The organism is Rhodothermales bacterium (assembly GCA_041391505.1).
GTDB lineage: Bacteria > Bacteroidota > Rhodothermia > Rhodothermales > JAHQVL01 > JAWKNW01.
The window spans coordinates 136,979-152,328 of the sequence record JAWKNW010000001.1 but is presented as its reverse complement, the minus strand read 5'-3'; the positions used below and the strand labels follow the sequence as shown (position 1 = coordinate 152,328).

13 protein-coding genes are annotated in these 15,350 nt (G+C 62.5%); 6 read left to right on the top strand and 7 right to left on the bottom strand.

What is annotated here, in order from left to right:
- Positions 1 to 7 precede the first annotated feature (7 nt).
- From R2834_00595 to R2834_00585, 3 genes are all read right to left on the bottom strand, one after another.
- On the bottom strand, positions 8 to 937 hold the full coding sequence (locus R2834_00595; protein MEZ4698799.1) for a sugar phosphate isomerase/epimerase: 930 nt from the start codon (positions 935 to 937) through the stop codon (positions 8 to 10).
- A gap of 379 nt (positions 938 to 1,316) precedes the next feature.
- Positions 1,317 to 1,781, bottom strand: a complete 465-nt coding sequence (locus tag R2834_00590; GenBank protein ID MEZ4698798.1) for a hypothetical protein — start codon at positions 1,779 to 1,781, stop codon at positions 1,317 to 1,319.
- Positions 1,782 to 2,021: 240 nt separating this feature from the next.
- Complete coding sequence (locus R2834_00585; GenBank protein MEZ4698797.1) at positions 2,022 to 3,446, bottom strand: NAD(P)/FAD-dependent oxidoreductase; 1,425 nt, start codon at positions 3,444 to 3,446, stop codon at positions 2,022 to 2,024.
- 291 nt (positions 3,447 to 3,737) lie between these two features.
- Between R2834_00585 and R2834_00580 the strand changes: the two genes are divergently transcribed.
- The gene (locus R2834_00580) at positions 3,738 to 4,277 is read left to right on the top strand and encodes a hypothetical protein (GenBank protein ID MEZ4698796.1); all 540 of its coding nucleotides are present in this window, start codon (positions 3,738 to 3,740) and stop codon (positions 4,275 to 4,277) included.
- Between the two features lie 16 nt (positions 4,278 to 4,293).
- Here the strand turns inward: R2834_00580 and R2834_00575 are convergent, their stop codons facing one another.
- Positions 4,294 to 5,691: a hypothetical protein gene (locus R2834_00575; protein ID MEZ4698795.1), complete on the bottom strand. Its 1,398-nt coding sequence runs from the start codon at positions 5,689 to 5,691 to the stop codon at positions 4,294 to 4,296.
- 193 nt (positions 5,692 to 5,884) lie between these two features.
- On the opposite strand from R2834_00575, the gene R2834_00570 reads away from it, so the two are divergent.
- The gene (locus R2834_00570; protein MEZ4698794.1) at positions 5,885 to 7,381 is read left to right on the top strand and encodes an alpha-amylase family glycosyl hydrolase; all 1,497 of its coding nucleotides are present in this window, start codon (positions 5,885 to 5,887) and stop codon (positions 7,379 to 7,381) included.
- A 111-nt stretch (positions 7,382 to 7,492) separates the two neighbouring features.
- Positions 7,493 to 8,023, top strand: a complete 531-nt coding sequence (locus tag R2834_00565) for a DinB family protein (GenBank protein ID MEZ4698793.1) — start codon at positions 7,493 to 7,495, stop codon at positions 8,021 to 8,023.
- Positions 8,024 to 8,148: 125 nt separating this feature from the next.
- Here the strand turns inward: R2834_00565 and R2834_00560 are convergent, their stop codons facing one another.
- Entirely contained in the window at positions 8,149 to 9,306 is a 1,158-nt protein-coding gene (locus R2834_00560; GenBank protein MEZ4698792.1) for an acyl-CoA desaturase, read from the bottom strand.
- A 416-nt stretch (positions 9,307 to 9,722) separates the two neighbouring features.
- On the opposite strand from R2834_00560, the gene R2834_00555 reads away from it, so the two are divergent.
- Positions 9,723 to 10,820 carry a peptidylprolyl isomerase gene (locus R2834_00555; protein ID MEZ4698791.1) on the top strand — a complete coding sequence of 366 codons (1,098 nt, stop codon included), beginning with the start codon at positions 9,723 to 9,725 and terminating at the stop codon, positions 10,818 to 10,820.
- Between the two features lie 132 nt (positions 10,821 to 10,952).
- The gene (locus R2834_00550; protein MEZ4698790.1) at positions 10,953 to 11,666 is read left to right on the top strand and encodes an SGNH/GDSL hydrolase family protein; all 714 of its coding nucleotides are present in this window, start codon (positions 10,953 to 10,955) and stop codon (positions 11,664 to 11,666) included.
- 79 nt (positions 11,667 to 11,745) lie between these two features.
- Here the strand turns inward: R2834_00550 and R2834_00545 are convergent, their stop codons facing one another.
- Positions 11,746 to 12,525: an SGNH/GDSL hydrolase family protein gene (locus tag R2834_00545; GenBank protein ID MEZ4698789.1), complete on the bottom strand. Its 780-nt coding sequence runs from the start codon at positions 12,523 to 12,525 to the stop codon at positions 11,746 to 11,748.
- 19 nt (positions 12,526 to 12,544) lie between these two features.
- On the bottom strand, positions 12,545 to 13,477 hold the full coding sequence (locus R2834_00540) for a DsbA family protein (GenBank protein ID MEZ4698788.1): 933 nt from the start codon (positions 13,475 to 13,477) through the stop codon (positions 12,545 to 12,547).
- Between the two features lie 288 nt (positions 13,478 to 13,765).
- Between R2834_00540 and R2834_00535 the strand changes: the two genes are divergently transcribed.
- Entirely contained in the window at positions 13,766 to 15,349 is a 1,584-nt protein-coding gene (locus tag R2834_00535) for a DUF1800 domain-containing protein (protein ID MEZ4698787.1), read from the top strand.
- Position 15,350 lies beyond the last annotated feature (1 nt).

The window sequence follows — 15,350 nt, the reverse complement described above, 5'->3', positions numbered from 1 at the left end:
CGGTCTGTCAACCCATCAACGGCGCGAAGACCTCTGTGGCGTAGGCGAGGCTTTGCTTCTGGGCGTCGACAGTCGACATTGTTTTGGGCGTGCCTTTCTCGGCTGCCTGTTCAAGCACCAGATGCGGTTTGATGCCGCGTTCACGCAGCACGGCGACCAGCCGGCGATAATCGATATCGCCATCGCCGAAGGTTTCGCTCCAGATCCCGTTGTGCGACTGCCGGAGGTGAAGCTCCACGATGCGGTCGCCGTAGAGTCGGACGATGTCGAACAAGGCGACCTGGGAGTCGCCAGCCCCGCGGAACACCCAGTGCGCATCCAGGCATAGTTTCACGTTCGCGGGGTCCGAGGCGAGGAGCATGTGATGAAACTCGCGGGCGCCGGCGCGCAATTCCGGGTCGTGGGTATGGTAGGCGAGGGTGAGGCCGGCCTCCCGCAACATCGCGCCGAGCCGATTCAGTGCGCCGGCCTGCCGTGTAAGCTGTTCGTCGTTTTTGTTCTCCTGACTCCCCCAAGCAATCGGCGACGGATTGGTCACGACGATGCGCGCGCCCATCGATTTGCCCGCCTGCGCGATGGCGACCGCCTGCGCGATGCTTTCGTCGACGGCTTCGGCGAGATGCAGCGTCGAGTTGACGTACAACGACGACATCCACACGTCGTGCGATTTCAGGAACGGACGCAGCCGTTCGGCCTCCTCCAGGGAGCCGAATGCCGGCTCGTAGCCGTCGAGGCCGGAGGCGCGAAACGCACGGAACGAGGCGTCGTAGTCCGCGAACCAGTCTTTCTCTTCGCGCTGGTAGAAGTTGAACCAGGTATACTGCTGGCAGGCGATGGGCGAGCCCGGTGCGGCGAAAGCGTGTGAAGCCCAGCGCGGGTTAAGGGCGAGGGGGCCGGCAGCGACGGCGGTCTGTACGAAGTGGCGACGGCTTATCATGACGCAAAACGAACTGGGAGATGGGGTAAACCCCTGGAAAATAGGGGTAAACCCCTCGTAAATAGGGGTAAAGGTAAATAGAGGTAAACTCCCATAAGGTACTGCGCGCCAGACGGTAGCGCAACGCATGCTGCCCGCTCGCGGCCCGGTGGTGAGGCATCCGGTATGGCTTGGCCGAGTCGCCGATGCGTGACACCGCGACGGTAGCGTGCCATCGGGGCGATGCAGGGATGCAGGATGCTGGGGATGCAGGATGCAGGATGCTGGGGATGCAAGATGCAGGATGCAGGATGTCGGCCGAGCGCCGTGTCGTTGAACAGGGATCCGGCATCCCCGAATCCTGCAACGGATGATCGCAGCCTCCGGGCTGCCGGATCGGTCAGTAGATGATAATCTCGAGTCCGTACTGGCGGTCGGTAATCAGGAGCGGCTGCGTGGTGAACGGGATGTAGAAGTGGGTGTCCGAGTTGCGCTTTTTGGGGAGGTCCTCGACGTTCAGCGTGATGTAGTAGCCGTCCGACGTATAGCCGAACTGGTAGGCCATCGCGTTGGAGCCCGAGGAATTGGTCTGTTCGATCTCGAAAAAGCGCTTACGCTCTTTGCCTTTACGAAGCAGGATCTCGCTGAAACCGAAGCGGCGATCGACGCGCAGCGCGCGCGGGGTCATGCCTTTGTCGACGCCGTCGAGGAAAATACGCACCGGCTCGGCGCCGGCCAGGGTCGCGTCCCGCAGCTGGACGTCTTCCGTCTTGTCTCCTTCGCTGTCTGCGCCCGATTTCGATGCAAGCGCGCATCCGGAGAAGAGCAGCACGGCGCCGGCTAGGAGGAATGGGAGGTGCTTCATGAGGGTCTCCTTCTGATGATACCGGATTCGGTTGCAGGGTGCGCGTTCACGCCGGCTTGCGCGCGTAGGGCCACGGCGATGCTTTCCTTGTGATATACCTGAAACAGGCTGGATGCTCAGTGCCGGATGTAACGTTCCGGCAATCAAGGTACCGCCGGCCCGTATTGGATTGTAATGGGTCTCAATGGGTGATGTTTCCGGCGACCAATCAAAAGCCGTACCCGAACCGTGAGCGGACCCTCAGGAATTCGATCCCGCACGCTGGCGTTTTCGCTGTTCCAGCAGGAGATGGATATGGCGCAGGGGGTCCTCCGTCGTGCTCGCATCCTCGGCCGTCTGCCCCCGTCTCCGGGCGTGAACGAGCGCGGGTTGCGTATCCGGGAGGCGATGGGCCGGCGGTTTTGCCGGCGGAGTAGCCTCGGCGATCTCGTCGTGGTGCCCCATATGCAGGATCAGGCGCGCGCTGCGGTTGTGGGTCAGGTAGGTGCACAACCAGCTGATGAACACGTGCATGCGATTGTGGAAGCCCACGAGCAGAATGAGATGGAGAACGAGCCAGCTCATCCAGGCGAAAAAGCCCTCGAGCCGGATGTCGCCGGGAAACTCGGCGACGGCGGCGTGGCGGCTGACGGTCGCCATGATGCCGGGATTCCGGTACACGAACGGCGGCGCCGTCTCCTGGCGGAGCCGGTGCTGGATGACATGACCCACATGCCGGCCGGCCTGCCGCGCGACCGAGGCCAGCTGGGGGTGCAACGCGCCTTCCCCATCCGCGCTGGCCGCCATGTCGCCCACGACGAACACATTCGGGCGGTCGGGCAGGCTCAGGTCCGCATTGACCACGACGCGGCCTCCACGGGTCTGGTCGAGGCCCAACCGATCGGCCAGCGGGTTGGCGCGGACGCCGACCGCCCAGATCGGCGTGTTGGTCCGGATGAACTTCTTGCTGTCCAGGTGCACGGCGTGCGGCGTTACCCGAACAACCCGCTCGCTGAGCATGATGTGTACGCCCTGTTCGCGCAGCGCTTCGTAGGCGTGTTTCCGTGAGTCGGGTTTAAACGGCCCCAGCAGATGCGGGCCCCCCTCGATGAGGATAACGCGGGCCTTGTCGAGCCGGAGGTCCGGGTAGTCGTTCGGGAGCGAGTGCTGGAGCAGTTCGACCAGCGCGCCGGCCGTCTCGACGCCCGTCGGCCCCCCGCCGATCACCACAAAATTGAGCAAGCCATCCTGGATCCGCTCGGGGTACTGATCCGCCAGTTCGAACCGGTGCAGGATATGGCTCCGCAGCGCGATGGCGTCGGGCAGCGACTTCATCGGGAAGCTATGCTCACGCGCGCCTTCGATCCCGAAATAATGCGGCGTGGAGCCGGCGGCGAGCGCGAGGAATTCGTAGTCGATCCGTTCGCCCGTATCCAGGATGACCTGATTCTCCTCGAAGTCGACGCCATCCACCTTGCCGAGCCGGAATCGGTAATTCAGCTGGTTTCGGAAGACGCCCCGGATCGGATAGACGATCTCTTCGGGTTCGAGGCCGGCCGTCGCTACCTGGTACAGCAGGGGCTGGAAGGTGAGGTAGTTGTTCGGGTCGATCATGAGCAGCTCGACCGGAGTTTTGCGGAGCGCCAGGGCGAGCGCCTGGCCGCCGAAACCGCCTCCAACAATCACAACCCGGGGGAGAGATGGCGTAGGGATAACAGAAGACATAGATCCTGCAGTGATGAGTATGGGTCGACAGGGTGACCGGCGCGGCGGGGGAAGAGCGAGCGGAATGCGAGCCGGCGAGGAGCGATGAGGGTACGGTGATCGAGAACAAAGATGATGCCAGCGAAACGCCCTCTATGGCGTTCAGCGGCGCTTTTACCGGCATGGAAATTGTCAGGCCGATTTTTGCTCCCACGAGCGAGGCCCCCCACTAACGATCCCATAACCGCCCCTCGCCATCAGTAAGAGAGCATCATGCGTTCAACGCACCTTCTACGATTCGCGCCAACAGCGCCGCGTTATGTTAGTATTGTTCTGATTCTTCTGGCCACCGCGAGTACGTCGTTCGCCCAGAGTAAAGTGGGCGGGCATTTCGGTATGGTTACCCCACTCGTCCAGCTCGCCGCCGGCGACGTTTCCATCGCCGCGGACGGCCTCGGTCTGGGTTTCCCGATGGGCTTGAACCTGGGGGTCAAGCCGGGTGTCGCGTTCGATCTGGAACTGGTCCCCTTTATTCAGGATAATCAGGTTTCCAATGTGCTGATCCATCCAGGCGCCTTGATGGCCCTGACGAACGGCTATACGTTCGGTCTGCGCGCTGCCTTCGAGACGGGAGGCGCCTACGGTGTCACCGCGCTGCTGAACAAGGGGAAGCGCATCTCGAAAGACGTTACCCTCTTCGCAGAGTTCGTCGTGCCGATCCGCTTCTTCCGTGAAGCCCCGCAATTCGAAGGCGAGGTGACCGACGTCCGCAAGGCGATCGCCGGCGCCCTGCACGTCGGCATCGGCTTCTGACCCCGCGCCCCGGCCGTCATTCGACGACGACGGTACAGCGCGCTACGATCGGGTGGCCCTGGTACGCATACAGTTTATGGTCGTTTGAATTCAGTGTGACCATAAAGGTGTGGGTGCCAGGGCTTAATTCTGCGACATAGTGCCAGGGGCTGTACATCCGGGCGATTTTCCTGTCGTCGATATAGAGGTGCGCGTGCCCTTCGCCCTGGACCGGCTCCTGGCCCGCCAGCTCGGGCACGAAGGTGAAGCCGTCGGCGATGAGGTGTACGTTCCACCCGCCGGCGGCGTCCCGCGTTACGTCGACCGCCAGTGCCGGCGGCGCGTCGGGGCCTTCCCATTCCGCGCGGGCCATCGGCATGTCGTGGTCCATGGTTTTGCTGGCCAGGTAGACGTCCGTGGCGATGGCGTCGTACGAACCCAGCATCAGCGCATACATCGCCGTAAACGCGACGATCGAGAACGCCACGCGTTGCCACATGTGATAAAAGAAGGTGATCGGGGTCCGGAAGGTCTCGCCCCGACCCTGAAGGATGAATACGATCATGGCGGCGTGCACGATGGCATGTCCCACGAATTCCAGCTTGCCGAAGACCATCGTCGTCGTCATGAACAGGCCGGTCACCGCGATGGCGATCGGACGCTGGATCAGGCAGACGATGAGCAGGAAGCCGAGCGTGAATTCGACGAACGCCGCGCTCGTCAGAAAGAAGTTCGGATCGAATCCCATGGTAAGAAAAGGCCGATCCTGAAGGATGCTGAGCGCCCACTGGGGATAAACGAGCTTTTCGAGCGCGACCCAGCACAGCGAAAACCCGACGCTGGCGTACAACACGGGCAAGCCGCTGGCCCGTATCTTTTTCTGTTTCGACTGAGACGCGATCAGGTAATACGCGGCGCCGACGAGGTAGATGTAATCCAGAATGTGGAGCGCTCCGTACTTCCAGTAGGCCAGGATATAGAGTCCGATCAGCCCGTAGCCGGCGACCTGCGTAAAGCGGTTGGACAAGATCAGGATGGCCAGCAGAAGCTGGACGAAATCGACCAGGACGTGCGAGCTGGGAATTTCGGGCACGAGCATCGCACCCGACTGCCAGGATAGCAGCAGCACGCCGCCCACCGCGACGCGCAGCACCAGGTCGCTCCGGCTCGCGTACCCGCGGAGGCGCTCCACGAGATGCCGGTACCAGGCCGTTTGCGTCAGGCGCTCGTCGAGCACCACGATACCCGCGATGCTCACTACGGAGGCGGCGAACAGGAGGCCGAAGAGCGGCGTCATGATTTCATCGAAGGAAAGCGGACGCTCGGCGTAACTGTAATCGCTAAACCATTTTACGTGGGCAAAAGCATATCCGGGGAAAGCGATCAGGAGGGCCGCGAAAAGCGCGCGCAGCCGGTTGCGTTTAAACATTCGCATGGCGTGGGAACTGCTTGCATGTCGCCGTGTGTGAGGGGGCGACAAACGGCACGGGTGACGGAGAGGAACGGATGATGGGGGTGGGGAGCGTGCCGGGGATCTCGCCGGCGTCTCAACCAGGTACAGCCGCCGGGATACCGTAACTGGTTTTCAAGGAACGTGCCACTCGCATTCACGCTCGCTGTCGTTCACTATGGGCAAGGCAAAAACACCGGACTGGGTCAAGAACGCGGTATTCTATCAGATCTTCCCGGATCGTTTCGCGCGCAGCAAGCGCATGAAGCATCCTGCGTCACTGCGTTTTAAGCCGTGGGGCAGCCCGCCGGAAGAGCAGGGGTACCAGGGCGGCGATCTGTACGGTGTGGTCGATCGCCTCGATTACCTGCGCGGCCTCGGGATCACGGCCATCTACCTGAACCCGATTTTCGCTTCGGCCTCCAATCACCGGTACCATACCTTCGACTATTACCAGGTAGATCCGCTGCTGGGCGGCAACGAGGCGCTCCGCGAATTGCTCGACGAAGCGCACGCCCGCGACATGCGCGTGGTGCTGGATGGCGTCTTCAATCACGCGAGCCGCGGATTCTGGCCCTTCCATCACATCCTGGAGAACGGCCCCGATTCCCCGTATCTCGACTGGTTCATCGTCCACGACTGGCCGCTCAATCCGTATCCGCGGAAAGCCGGCGAGCCGCTGAACTACGACGCCTGGTGGAATCTGCCGGCGCTGCCGAAGCTGAACACGCGCAATCCCGACGTGCAGGAGTACCTCTTCGACATCGCCACGCACTGGCTCGAGTTCGGCATCGACGGCTGGCGGCTCGATGTGCCAGCGGAGATCGACGACGATGCGTTCTGGCAGACCTTCCGCCGTAGGGTGCACGCCGTCAATCCGGAGGCGTATATCTGCGGCGAGATCTGGGAAGACGCCCGCCGCTGGCTGCAGGGCGATCAGTTCGATGCGGTGATGAACTATATCTTCACCTGGGCGGTGCTGTCCTTCTGCGGCGCCGAGACGCTACGGCCCGACTACAAGCGGAATCATCTTTCGCTCGAGCCCCGCGACGCGCCCGCGTTCGGTGAAGCCGTCGCCTACATGCACGGCCTCTATGATTGGGAAATAAACCAGGCGCAGCTCAACCTCATCGGCAGCCACGACATGGCGCGGCCGCTCTGGATCGTCGGGGAGGATGTGTCGGCGATCCGTCTGAGCGCGTTTTTGCAGATGACGATGCCTGGCGCGCCCTGCATCTATTACGGCGACGAGATCGGCCTGTCGGCCGGCGACGACCCGGCATGCCGCGAGGCGTTCCCCTGGGAGGATCGATCGAAGTGGAAGCTGGATCTTCTCGATGCCTATACCCGGCTTACGGCGCTCCGGCACGCCTATCCCGTCCTGCGCACGGGTACGTTCGAGCCGATCATCACGAGCGGTCACGTGTACGGTTTTCGGCGCGAGCTGGCCGGTGTGGAGGCCCTGGTGGTCGTCAATGCCAGCCGCGAAGGCGTCGTGGTGGACCTGCCGCTCCACAATGCCGGCCCCGTTCGCTACGCGAGCATCTGGCCTGCCGGCGGGAAGGACATCGAAATCACGGAGCCCCGCAGTACGCTCACGCTGTCGCTGCCGGCGCGAGAAGGAGCCGTCTGGATGACGGATTCCCCCTCGCTCGCCGCGACACATGACAGGTGAGTGCAGGGGGGCTTCGTGTTGCCCTGGAAACAATAGGTCCTGATGAACGCGTTAGAAGGCCCGACACGTCGTGCGCACGGGGCGCACCCCATCCTTTCATCCTACGGGTATATGAAAAAAAGCTTGACCACACTCCTGCTCGTCGCAGGCGTGACGCTGTCGGCCATGGCTCAGAACGAGACCGCCGCGCAGTTTCAGAAAGAGTTTATGAACACGTTTAATGCCGCCGCCGAGAAGATCGACGGATTGGCCCGGGCGCTTCCCGCGGAGGCGTACGACTGGCGCCCCAGCGAGGGCGTGCGCTCCACGAAGGAGGCCATGATGCACGTTGCGGCCGCGAACTATTTTATCGGCAGCATGCTCGGCACGCCGGTTCCGGAGGGCGTCGATGCCCGCAACCTGGAATCCAGCGTCAAGACGAAAGACGAGGCCATCAAGCACCTCAACGCGTCGTTCGATTTCGTTCGTAAGGCGGCCGGCGCCGTCAAGCCGGCCGATCTGACGAAGGAGATGGACCTGTTCGGAAACAAGAGCACCACGATGGGCGCGATGTACGTGATCTCAGATCATATGTCCGAGCATCTCGGGCAGCTCATCGCGTACGCGCGTTCGAATAACGTCGCTCCGCCCTGGAGCCGTTGACGCCGCGCCCCCCGTCCGAAACGAGGGGCACCGATCGGTAGCATAAAAAAACGGCCGGGAGCACGCTGCTCCCGGCCGTTTTTCATTCAGGCAGAACCTGTCCTGTCAGGCAGGCGGAAGGCGCGTCAGAGCGCCGGCGCCGGCTGCAGCTTCATGACCTCGCGGCACAACCGGCGCCACATCTTGAGGTCGCGGCTGATCTCCGACTTCAGTTCGCGGAATCGCTGCTTCATCTCCTGAAACTCTGTGACGTGCACTTTCTTGTCCAGCGCGCGGAAACGATCCGTCACCGTCTTCGCCGAGGCGATCGAGGCCAGCAGCTGTTCATGCAGCTTGACCACGGTCTCCTTCAGCTCCGTCACGTCGATATGGGCGACGCGGTTGAGGTGATCGATGAGCAGCTCGCGGTCCGCCTGGACGAGGCGTTTTTTGATCATGAGCGGATCCGTCCGCTTGAGATCCCAGGCGAGGCCCAGCTTGCTGAGCGTCCAGATGAGGTACTTGGGCGGGTCGAATTGATACCAGCGAACGCCGTTGCGGTAGTCGCCGGCGAACGTGTGGTGGTAGTTGTGATACCCTTCGCCGTAGGTGAGCAGGGCGAGGATGAAATTGTTCACCGCCGAATGCTCGGTCGAATACGGCTTCGCGCCCCACATATGGCACAGCGAGTTGATGAACCACGTCGAGTGGTGCACGACGAACAGGCGAGCCAGGAATCCGATCACGAACGCGCCGATCCAGTCGCCCGTGATGAGGCCGAGGATGATCACCGCGATGATGTTCGTCACGGCCATGAACCAGCCGTAATGCGCGTGCTGGAGCCGGAGGATGCGATCTTCCTTGAGATCGCTGATATAGCGATCTTCGATCGGTTCGCCTTCCTTGAACATCCACAGGAGGTGTGAATGCCAGAATCCCTTGGTCGCGTCGTACGGATCCCCTTCCTTATCGACGAAGCGATGGTGGAGGCGGTGATCGAACGACCAGCGGAATACGCTGCTCTGCGTGGCCAGCGTCCCGAAGAACAGCAGCACCATTTCCACGGCGCGATGCACGCGGTAGGTACGGTGCGCGTACAGGCGATGATAGCCCGCGGTGATGCTGATCAGGGATGCGGCGGTGAAAAAGAAGGTCCAGCCGATCAGCGAGCCGCTCGGCGTCGTGTTCAGCAGGTAGAGGGGAAGCGTGATGAGGAGCAGTACGTGATAACTGGCTATAAAAATCAGGGCTACCCAGTCTACTTGATGGGTAGAGGAGTGCGTTTGGGGTTGGTTAGGCTGCATTCGCTCAGTTGCAAGAATCGTGAACGGGAAGGGGCGGGAGAACCGGCAGAACGCCTTACTTCTCCGGCCGTGTCTGGTGGTCTTCACACACGCGATGCCTTGCGAACCGAGGAACCCTGATGCCGTTTGGGGCCGGGGACGACGGAAGAGAGCAGTACAAAAGATGGCGTGTGTTGTTGGTTGGCTGCAAGTATACTTCTGCCCCCCAAAAATGACAACACACACGCTGCATTTCTGGATCCAGATAGGTCACTGCAATGCGGAGTAAACGCGCGGCCCCTGATTTTGATCTGCGCCCGATGCATCCGCATCACGATATGTTGTAGGCCTTTTTGCTTACAACAGAAACAGCGGGGCGTCTCAAACGTTGGGGGCATCGCGTGATCACGCGTTTTTCCCGTCAATCACATCGTTAGATGAAAAGAAATTTATTTACCCTCGCGCTGTTGTTCGTTACGTTTGCGGCCTGCCAGAACGGTAATTCGCAGAGCGGGTCCACCGCGGCCGGCGATCAGCAGCTGTTTTCGGTCGATGGCGACTTTGCCGGCTCGCACATTCTCGTCGCCTACTCCGGCGCGATGCGGGCCAATCCGAGCGTGACCCGTACGAAAGAGGAGGCGATGGCCAAGGCCGACAGCCTCATCGCGGTGCTCAAAGCGAATCCGGATCGTTTCGACGACCTGGCGCGCGAGGAGTCGGACGGGCCGTCCGGTCCCAGCGGCGGCAACCTCGGCGCCTGGAAGCGCGGGATGATGGTGCAGGAATTCGACGATGCGATTGCCGGCATGGACATCGGCGCGATCACCGAGACGCCGGTCGAAACGGCCTTCGGGTATCACGTTATCCGCCGCAATTCGCTTGAAGCGCCGTTTTACGGGGCGGATGCGTTCTTCGTAGGCTTCGCCTCCCCGCAGTCGCCGCCGGAAGTGACGCGCACGCAGGAAGAAGCGCGGGCCCTGGTCGAAGGCCTCAAGAGCAAGGTCAATGGCGCCAACTTCGAGGAAATGGGCGCCGAATACAACGACTTCGGCGACGAGCCGTTCTTCTTCATCGGGGGCTTCAAGGAAGACGACAACGTGCCGCCCCAGCTGCTGGAAGCCCTGAAGGGCGTCGCCATCGGCGAAGTCGCCGGCCCGGTGGAATTCCCCTCCGGCTATGCCTTCGTCCGCCGCACGCGGCTCGAACGGCGTTCGGGCGCGCACATCCTCGTGCCCTATGCGGGCGCGCAGCAGGCCGACCCATCGCTCACGCGCACCAAAGAGGAGGCACTCGCCCGCGCGAACGAAATCATCGGGATCCTGAAGGACGACCCCACCCAGTTCGCCGCGCTGGCGAGCGAGAATCCGGATATGACCGGCAGCCAGGGGGGCGATCTCGGCCTCTGGTTCAAGGGCAGCATGGTGCCGACCTTCGAGGATGCGATCTCCGACCTCGAAATCGGCGAGATCACCGAGACGCCGATCGAGACCGACTTCGGCTACCACATCATCATGCGCAAGGATCCGATCCGCTGATCGGACTCGGCGCATCCTGTACGGGGGGCCTCTCATCGAGAGGTCCCCTTTTTTGTTTGGCGTACGCCCGCATTGCGCCGGCCTCCAGGGGACGCTATCTTCCGCCATCGCACCCATGAACCGGACATGAACATGAGCTCTTCCGCCGTTTTTTCACCCGCCCGCCTGTGCGTGCTTCTGACCGTGATCTTGCTGGCTGCCGGCATCCAGCCGCTGCGCGCGCAGGACGACCCGGACCCGGGCCGCTTTGCCGAGGAAATAGCGGATTTTGAAGCGTGGGATATGAAAAACGTGACGCCGGAGCGCCCCATCCTTTTCGTGGGCAGCTCCAGCATCCGGATCTGGCTCACGGGGACCTATTTCCCGGATCTGCCGGTCATCAACCGCGGCTTTGGCGGTTCGCACATTTCGGACGTGAACTTCTACCTCGAACGGATCGTGCTCAAGTATGCGCCGCGCGCGATTGTGTTTTATGCCGGCGACAACGACATCGCCGGCGGCAAGTCCCCGGAGCGCGTGCTCGACGATTACAAGGTTTTCGTGTCCCGCGTGCACGCCCTGCTGCCGAAAACGAAGATCTTCTTCATCCCCATCAAACCGAGCCTGCTCCGGTGGGACATGTGGCCCCAGATGATGAAGGCGAATGCGATGGTCGCCACCTATTCCGAGGCGTCGCCTTACCTCTATTATATCGACATCGCCACGCCCATGCTCGGGACGGACGGCACACCGCGGCCGGAGTTTTTCAGGGAAGATGGCCTCCACCTGAACCGGGAAGGGTACGACCTGTGGACGCAGATCGTGCGGCCGCAATTGCTTTCGGCACTCGCATTGGATCTGCCCTGAACGCAGCACGGCACGGACCGCGGGGACGTCTCAGCGTCGCCTCACCGTCCGTGCCGCGCGGTTTGGGAATACTCGAATCTTACCGGCTTGCCTTTTTGAAGGCTTTTAGCCACGCCTCGGCCATGAGGTAGTTGCCTGGAGGCGCCGGATGGACGCCGTCCGGGCACCAGTAGGATGCCGGCGCTTTTTTCAGGGCAGCGTCGAACAGTTTCTGGTAGGGGACCCACTGCGCCTTGTAGTCGTCGGCTATACGTTTTGCGGCCGCCTGGTACGCATCGAATTCGGGGTGCCACGTTTCGTTGATGGCCGTGCCGCCTTCCACCGCGAACGGTTCGCACAGAATGAGGCGAACACCGGGCAGGGCGGCCTTTGTGCGGTCCAGCAAGGCGCGGTAATCGCGTTCGTAGATCTCCGGCGTCCCGTCGTAGTTGCCGTTTAGCTTGTGCCAGAAGTCGTTGACGCCGATGAGGATGCTGAGCACGTGCGGCTGGAGGTCCATGCAATCCGCCTCCCAGCGTTCGGCCAGCTGGTAGACCTTGTTACCGCTGATGCCCCGGTTGTAGCACTGCCAGTTGGCGCGGGGCTGCATGGCCAGCAACTGAGCGGCCGCCAGCGATACGTACCCGTTGCCGAGGCTGCGGCCGGCGTTGGGCTCCTGCTTTTCCTTCTCCCGGCCGGCATCCGTGATCGAGTCGCCCTGGAACAGCACGACGCGGTCGGCGGCGAGGAGGAAATCGGCGCCGTCGTCGTCGGCATCCTCAAATACGGAGGCGACGATGTCGGCGATGGGGATACCGGCGCCGGCGGTAAAGGCGGCCGTCTTCAGAAAGTCGCGACGGCTCGATGCGGATGGTCTCATGGTCTCTGGGGGATGGGGGTTATTCGGACGCTTCTTTTTTTGCGCGCTCGATCAGCTCCATAAAGAGGGCGCTGCTTTTGGCGCCATTGATGGCGTATCCATTCACGAAAAACGAAGGCGTGGAGCCGACGCCGAACTGGGATCCGATGGCGATGGATTGATCGATGGCGGTGTTGGCGCGCAGGTAACCTTCCGAGGTGGGGTCGCCGGCGCAGGTCGACCAGGCGTCCAGGTCGATGCCCGTGCGCGTGAGCTTCGCCCGGCTTTGCTCCAGGACGTTTTCTTTGGTGAGCCCCTTCTGGCCGGCAAAATAGCTGTCATGAAGCGTCCAGAAGGCGTCTTCGGACTGCTCGGCCGCGCATAGCGCTGCCACCGAGGCGATGCGGGCCCAGGGGTGGATGCTCTCCAGGGGGAACTGGGCGTAGACGATGCGTACGTCGTTCGGGTATCGGGCGACCACCTTGCGGAGGGTATCGACGGCGGCGGCGCAGTAGGGGCACTGGAAGTCGGAGAACTCGACGATCGTCACGGGCGCGTTGACGGGCCCCTTGATCGGCATGCCGGCCACGGCGGCCAGCAGCTTCTCGTGGGTATCCCGGGCTTCCGCCGAGGCCTCGCGCTCCCGCGCGGATTTCATCTCCACGATCTGGCCGGAAGAAAGGCCGGCGTTGAAGGGGCCGCCGGCGATCATGTACAGCGTTTCATCCTGGGGATCCGTGAGGAATCGCTGCACCTGCTGTCCGTTGATCACAAAGGAGCCTTCTTCCATCCCCGTGACGACGGAAGGCTCGAACTGGCCGATCGTGACCTGGTATTCTTCGAGCTGGGGAAAGAGGAAGAGGAGGTTGGCGTGGAGCCGGGCCTTGCGCGCCTCGGAGTTGTCGGCCGTCTGGCCGGCTGCCGGCGCGAGCCACAACAAGGACGCAAAAAACAGGATCGAAAATGATTTCATGAGACGATAGAAGCTCGGTGTATCCACCACGGTGAAGGAGCAATACGGCACGGGCCGGTAAAATTGCTACCTGAAACACCTGAACGCGTCGAATGATCGCATGCGGCGCAAAAACATGCGTCGCGCGGCGGAAGGGCACCATTGTTGCAAACGTTCCGCTCACCCTCCGACGTTCGAAATCCGCGGTTCTCCCGCTCGCGAACCGCCCCGCACCGGCGCCAGCCCCTCCGCGCCCGGATGCCGAACACCTCCTGTTTCCGTTTCCATTCCAGGACAGAGAATACGCGTATGACAGCCCTCGCTGCCGCCGGCGCCGGCGTGGCCGGCCCATCCCGGTCACAGGCGACGCATGCCGCTGGACTCGACCCCTACACCCGGACGCTCGACCGCCGCCGGCTCGCTCATCTGCTGCGCCGCACCACTATGGGGGCGCACCCTTCCGACGTGGCGATCCATGTCGGCAAGTCGGCCGAACAAGTCGTCGATACCCTGCTCGCCGACGCGACCGACCCCGCGCGACTGCCGTTGCCGCCGAAGCCGAACTGGGCCGACATCCCGATGCCCGACCGCAAGACGTCCTCCTCGGAAGCCGTCAAACAGTTCAATCAGGATAACCGGGACTGGTTGCTGGCCTTCCGGTCCGACTGGATGGGGTGGTTCCACAAAGGCGGGCTCCGCGAGAAGATGACGCTCTTCTGGCACAACCATTTTGTCGCCGGCGCCGAGGTGTACACCCTGGCGGCGATGGCCTACCGCTACGTGAGTCTCCTGCGCGAGCACGCGCTCGGGGGGTTCAAAACCATGGTCGCCGGCATCGGGAAGACGCCGGCGATGCTCGTGTACCTGAACGGCGATAAAAACGTCAAGGACGCGCCCAACGAGAACTACGCGCGCGAGTTGCTCGAGCTGTTTACCATGGGCCCGGTGGATGCGCAGGGCCAGTCCAACTACAGCCAGACCGATGTGCAGCAGCTGGCCCGGGCGCTGACCGGCTGGACCGTGAACTACGAAACCCATACGGCGGTGTTCGATGTCGCGGAGTTCGACGATGGGGTCAAGACCATTCTCGGACGCAGCGGCGCCTATGGTTACAACGATGTCGTCGACCTGCTGTTCGAGGAGCGCGGCGATCAGATCGCCTGGTTTGTGTGCGCCGAGCTGTACCGGGAGTTCGTTCACGAAACCCTCGATCCGGCGGTGGTCGCTGCGATGGCGGAGCTCTTCAAAAACAGCCAGTTCGAGATCGAGCCCGTCGTTCGCGCGCTGCTGACGAGCGCACACTTTTACGAGACCCGCTTCATCGGCGCGCGCATCAAGAGCCCGATCGAACTGATCGCCGGCTTCATGCGCGACCTGGGCTACGCCCCGCCGGCGGACATGCTGCGCACCTTCTACGAGGCCGCCGGCGAACTGGACCAGGACCTGCTCGATCCCCCCGACGTGTCGGGATGGCCCGGCTACCACACGTGGCTCTCGACAAACAGCCTGCCCGTGCGCTGGAGCACCACGGACGATCTCCTGTTCGCCGGCCGCAGCGGGCAGCCGCTGGACCTCGTCGGGTGGGCTCGCTCATTTGCCGCGCCGTCCGACCCCTTCGCGCTCGCCGTCGCCATTGCCGAGCACCTGCTGGCCGTCCCGCTCGATGAACTCGATCTCGAGGAATCGGACGAGCCCTTCGACGGCGACCTCATCGGGCATCCGATACCCGAGGGCATCCTGACCGGGCCGCCGGTCCATGTCCGCGCGCTGGCCAAGACCTTTCTCAATGGCGTGCCCTGGTACGAATGGGCGCTCGAAGAGTCGGGCTCGAACGCCGTTCTGCTCAATTACGTGCAGCTTATCGCGCAATTTCCTGAATTTAATCTTGCCTGAT

Coding starts and splice junctions, on each gene's coding strand:
- R2834_00595 (MEZ4698799.1), bottom strand. CDS start 937: ATGATAAGCCGTCGCCACTTCGTACAGACCGCCGTCGCTGCCGGCCCC.
- R2834_00590 (MEZ4698798.1), bottom strand. CDS start 1,781: ATGAAGCACCTCCCATTCCTCCTAGCCGGCGCCGTGCTGCTCTTCTCC.
- R2834_00580 (MEZ4698796.1), top strand. CDS start 3,738: ATGCGTTCAACGCACCTTCTACGATTCGCGCCAACAGCGCCGCGTTAT.
- R2834_00575 (MEZ4698795.1), bottom strand. CDS start 5,691: ATGCGAATGTTTAAACGCAACCGGCTGCGCGCGCTTTTCGCGGCCCTC.
- R2834_00570 (MEZ4698794.1), top strand. CDS start 5,885: ATGGGCAAGGCAAAAACACCGGACTGGGTCAAGAACGCGGTATTCTAT.
- R2834_00565 (MEZ4698793.1), top strand. CDS start 7,493: ATGAAAAAAAGCTTGACCACACTCCTGCTCGTCGCAGGCGTGACGCTG.
- R2834_00560 (MEZ4698792.1), bottom strand. CDS start 9,306: ATGCAGCCTAACCAACCCCAAACGCACTCCTCTACCCATCAAGTAGAC.
- R2834_00555 (MEZ4698791.1), top strand. CDS start 9,723: ATGAAAAGAAATTTATTTACCCTCGCGCTGTTGTTCGTTACGTTTGCG.
- R2834_00550 (MEZ4698790.1), top strand. CDS start 10,953: ATGAGCTCTTCCGCCGTTTTTTCACCCGCCCGCCTGTGCGTGCTTCTG.
- R2834_00545 (MEZ4698789.1), bottom strand. CDS start 12,525: ATGAGACCATCCGCATCGAGCCGTCGCGACTTTCTGAAGACGGCCGCC.
- R2834_00540 (MEZ4698788.1), bottom strand. CDS start 13,477: ATGAAATCATTTTCGATCCTGTTTTTTGCGTCCTTGTTGTGGCTCGCG.
- R2834_00535 (MEZ4698787.1), top strand. CDS start 13,766: ATGACAGCCCTCGCTGCCGCCGGCGCCGGCGTGGCCGGCCCATCCCGG.